This window comes from Campylobacter sp. BCW_4332, assembly GCF_001763175.1.
GTDB classification, from domain to species: Bacteria; Campylobacterota; Campylobacteria; order Campylobacterales; family Campylobacteraceae; genus Campylobacter_D; species Campylobacter_D jejuni.
Genome location: NZ_MJYF01000068.1, coordinates 1 through 4,106, shown reverse-complemented (window position 1 = coordinate 4,106; position 4,106 = coordinate 1). Strand labels below are relative to the sequence as shown.

Sequence of the window (4,106 nt, the reverse complement as noted above, 5' to 3'; positions counted from 1 at the left end):
GCACTAATGGCTAACATTAAACACAATCCTAAAACTATTAAAAACTTTTGCATAAGAACTCCTTTAATTTACTCTGTATTTTTTGTCGCTTCAAACATAATAACTACTCCTCTAGCACAATATCTAAAAATATAGAGCTATATAAAAAGAAATCTAAGCCAAGATTGAAGTGTTTGGGTATCATAATTTGTTTGAAAAAATATTAACATCCATGCAATAGCAACGCACAGGCTACTATGAATACAAAGAGAGAAAATACTCATTGGGATAATCCATAATGAAAATTCGTTTGGAGCTAGTTAAATGTGATTGCATAAAAAATTTTCTTAAAAAATATACCAAAGGTAAAGAAATACCACAGATATACATTATTAATAACTCCCATTCACAAGTAATGCAGATAATCAAAAATAATAAATAATATGAAAAAAGCCAAGCAATCCAAAAACTTTTTGAACATACAAACCCACAAAAGCTTTGAAATCTTATCAAAAATACTATACATACATAAGATATACCACCAAGAATCAATACAGGCAATGTAAAGACATATGCTAAAAACCCAAATCCATCAGTCATTATCTCGCCTCACTTTTTACTATAATCCTCAATAGATTCTTTGTATCCAAATTATTTGGAATCTTAATATTTTTAAAACCTTTGCTTGTAACTATAAAATCACAACCAAGATTGAAATGTTTCTGTGTTTGTTGGATTTGTATTTGTTGGTAGTCGTGGTTTTGATATATAAGTTTTTGCATTATGGTTTGTCCTTGCCTATCATAGATAAGATTCTATATAGAATCTTAGTAAAAAATGACTTATGATTTTTATAGAGGATATAGCTAAGGAGTAGTGCAATTATACTGGGAAAAACCACAACAAGAACATAAAAAGTTATAGTGCGAATCGCCTCATTTCTCTCATCGATTTTAAGATAATATCTATCACACCATGAGCTGATATAATATCCAATAGCATACATCATTACAAAAGAAAGGATAAGTAGTCCAATCCCAATAAAAAATGAAACGATATATCTGCCTAGTCTCTTTGTAAATGAAATCTTTTGCATATCAAAATAAGTATAGATAATAGCATAGAGTATAAAGGTAAGATGTATAATTTGCAAGATAATGGGGATTAAAAACATTTGAAAAATTTCAAAAAGGCTGATAATAGTTGTATCGACAAATATTACCCACATAGCTAAGTATAACAACACTGAAGCTCCAATATGTAGAGTAAGATTCACATATTGAGGCTTATATTTATACAATAAAAGCGTCAGACAATAAAGGGGTAGAAAATAGTATGCAATAAGACTAAGCCCATATATAAAAGGCTCATAATCACCACCAGCAAAAAACATCTTACTTCCCCACTATAAAAGCAGTATCTTGCATTTGCGTATGACTAAAATCCATATCCAAAAATGTAGAGCTATATAAAAAGAAATCTAAGCCTAGATTAAAATACTGTTTTGTTTTTAGAAAGTCTGAATTATATAAGGGAAATAAGAATGATTTTGGTGAGGTATATTTAAAATGAAATTTTGTATTTCGGTATTGCATTATCGAATTATATAAATCAAATCCTACCTTCTCATAATCCCATGCCCCAATAGGCTGATCGCTACCATTATTATTAAAATTCACAGTATCAATGATAAAAGCACGCACCTTTTTGCACGCAGCATATAAAGAATGGTAATTATAGAATCTTGTAACTCTCGTGATTTGTATAAGGCTTGGTATATATAAGATATTAAAAGCCCCTGCGATAGAGTATAGAGCAAAATTCTGCTTGTATTTTGGGTTAGAGTGGAATTTATCTAAAACTTCTTTTTCATGTTGTATGGAGTTTTGCAATGAAAATGCATCAAATTTACTTAAGCCTAAATGCGGTAAAAACACATCATTTTTTATATCAAACCTTTGAAAATATAAACTATTATCGATAATATCTGATGGTTTTTGTAAGTCTTTTATAGCTTTATGAGTTTCTGGGAGTGTTTCCTCTTTTTTATATAGCTTAAAGACTTCTGCATTCTTCGTCTTATTCTCTTTCATTGCTTGGATATTGAGTGCCATTGTATATTCTTGTGTATTTTTAATGTTTTTTATATCTAGTAAAGCATCATTAAGAAAATCTTCGAATTGTTTTTGAAAATCAGATTCTTCTCCAAAAAGCTTTTTGAGATTCATATACTCGCCCTTTAGCTCTTGCATTATAGGAAACTTCATATAAAAACTATCCCAATCTAATTCCGCATAAAATCTTGCTTTATCTCTTGATTTTGTGTTGTCAGTCTTTAATTGTTGCATCTCTACTCTAGGCAATATCTCCTTTACTATTGTTTTCATTGTTTCATTAGGGATAGTATCTATAAAATCTTGTGAAGTAGAGCTTCTAAAGGTTAAATCTTTTAATTCTTTAGCATCACTTGGATTATCATGCCATAATCTTTGACAGATATAGCTTACCCCCCAACCAAGCCTTGAGATTTCATCTTTGTTTGTATGTGCCCTTAGTGTTTCTGCTAGAGTGCAATCAATGGTAATTTGTGGATAATCATTAATTCTTATAAGATAAGAGGCATTATAATTGGGTATTTCTTTATAAGCAAAGACTAATAGTGTTTTTTGCTCTTGTGTGTCTTTAGGGTTTGGTAGTTGCAAACTAAGATGTTTTCCACAATAAGCTTTGTTGTTTTCTAAATGTCTATAAATGATAGAAGAAGATAATAGGGCTTTATCTTCTTCTTTTTCAATATAAAAACAATCTTTTAAAATTTCTTCATCAAATAAAGAACTTTCCTTTTTGTCATTAGTTAATTGGTTTTTGTTTAACTTATCTAAGGTGTTTTTATCCTGAATAAAAACATAACCCCATTTAATTTGCTCTTCTTTGATTTTTGCATCCTCATAAATAGCTTCAAATTCTACTATATCACCAAAAGTATAGAAATTACGCACTATTTTTTCATTATTTTCTAAGGTAAATTCTTTGGATTTTAGCCTAATAGAGTTTATAGAGCCTTTATCTGCCTTTCTTTCAAATTTTATTTCACACCAATGCCCATACTCATAACTTCTTAATAAAAATCTATGATTATAGATGGGTTTGTTTTTATAAACACTAGATTGGTTTAAAATTAATTCAAAGCTTTGTGCTTCTTTACTAAAAATTTCACTAGCATTTAAATGAGCTTCCCCCATTCTATTGGTTGTAAAAATAGTCTTGATTTCATTTTTATTGCCCTGTGCTATTTCATAAAGCTTAAATTCTTGATTATGCAGAAGAATATTATTAGAACTTAAAAGCCTAATATTTAAACTATTTTTTTGATTAAGTGCTTCCATTACTCTGCCCTAATCTCTCCACCTCTAACCACAAGTCCATTAGAGTCTATAGTTACTTCAACTCCACCTGCTTTAATAATCACATAATCTCCCTTAGTAACAATTTGAGTATCGCCTACTTGGTGGAGGATTTGATTGCCTGCCTTTACTTCATAATCTGTTTTTGTTTGCGATAATGAATTATCAGATACAAAGGTATTATTTTTATCTGTTTCAAAGCCCATTGAAGCATTGGTGGTGATTAGTAGATTATTTTTGCTTCTTATAGAAGTCTCTTTTTCTGTTTGGATTTTTAATGTTTCTTGTATATTAATATCATAATGCCCCTCAACCACTTCCTTTTTATTCCCCTTCACATTTCTTGTCTCATCCTTATGAATAATAGTGTTTTGATTAGCACCTATTTCTATATCTTTGTTTTCTCCTACATATTCATGAGAGTTTTTAGCCACTCTTACTTTATTATCTACTCCTACATTTAAGGTATTGCTTAATCCTACTATGGTATCTTTAGATAAGCCTACATTAGTTAAGTATTCTCCTCCTACATTGACATTTTTAGCTAAGTCTATGGTTTGAGTATGAACCTTTTTAATCCTTTCATTATAAATTCCATCCACTATAGAATCTTTATCATTTAAGATTCTTTGAGTGAAATTATGTTGTACTAATTCATCATAATCCTTTTGGGCTTTTAAATAAATTTGTTCTTTATCTTTTATATTTGAGAGGGTAAGTTCA

Annotated in this window: 3 protein-coding genes; all 3 read right to left on the bottom strand. The window is 29.5% G+C overall.

All coding sequences use genetic code 11. From position 1 onward, the window contains the following. Window positions 1-760: 760 nt before the first annotated feature. Window positions 761-1,225 carry a hypothetical protein gene (locus tag AJN64_RS08680; RefSeq protein WP_167561469.1) on the bottom strand — a complete coding sequence of 155 codons (465 nt, stop codon included), beginning with the start codon at window positions 1,223-1,225 and terminating at the stop codon, window positions 761-763. Between the two features lie 148 nt (window positions 1,226-1,373). After that, window positions 1,374-3,365, bottom strand: a complete 1,992-nt coding sequence (locus AJN64_RS08675) for a DUF6402 family protein (protein WP_070292887.1) — start codon at window positions 3,363-3,365, stop codon at window positions 1,374-1,376. Further along, the coding region (locus AJN64_RS08670) for a bacteriophage T4 gp5 trimerisation domain-containing protein (protein WP_070292886.1) at window positions 3,365-4,106 on the bottom strand (742 nt) is incomplete at its 5' end. The genes AJN64_RS08670 and AJN64_RS08675, both read right to left, overlap by 1 nt.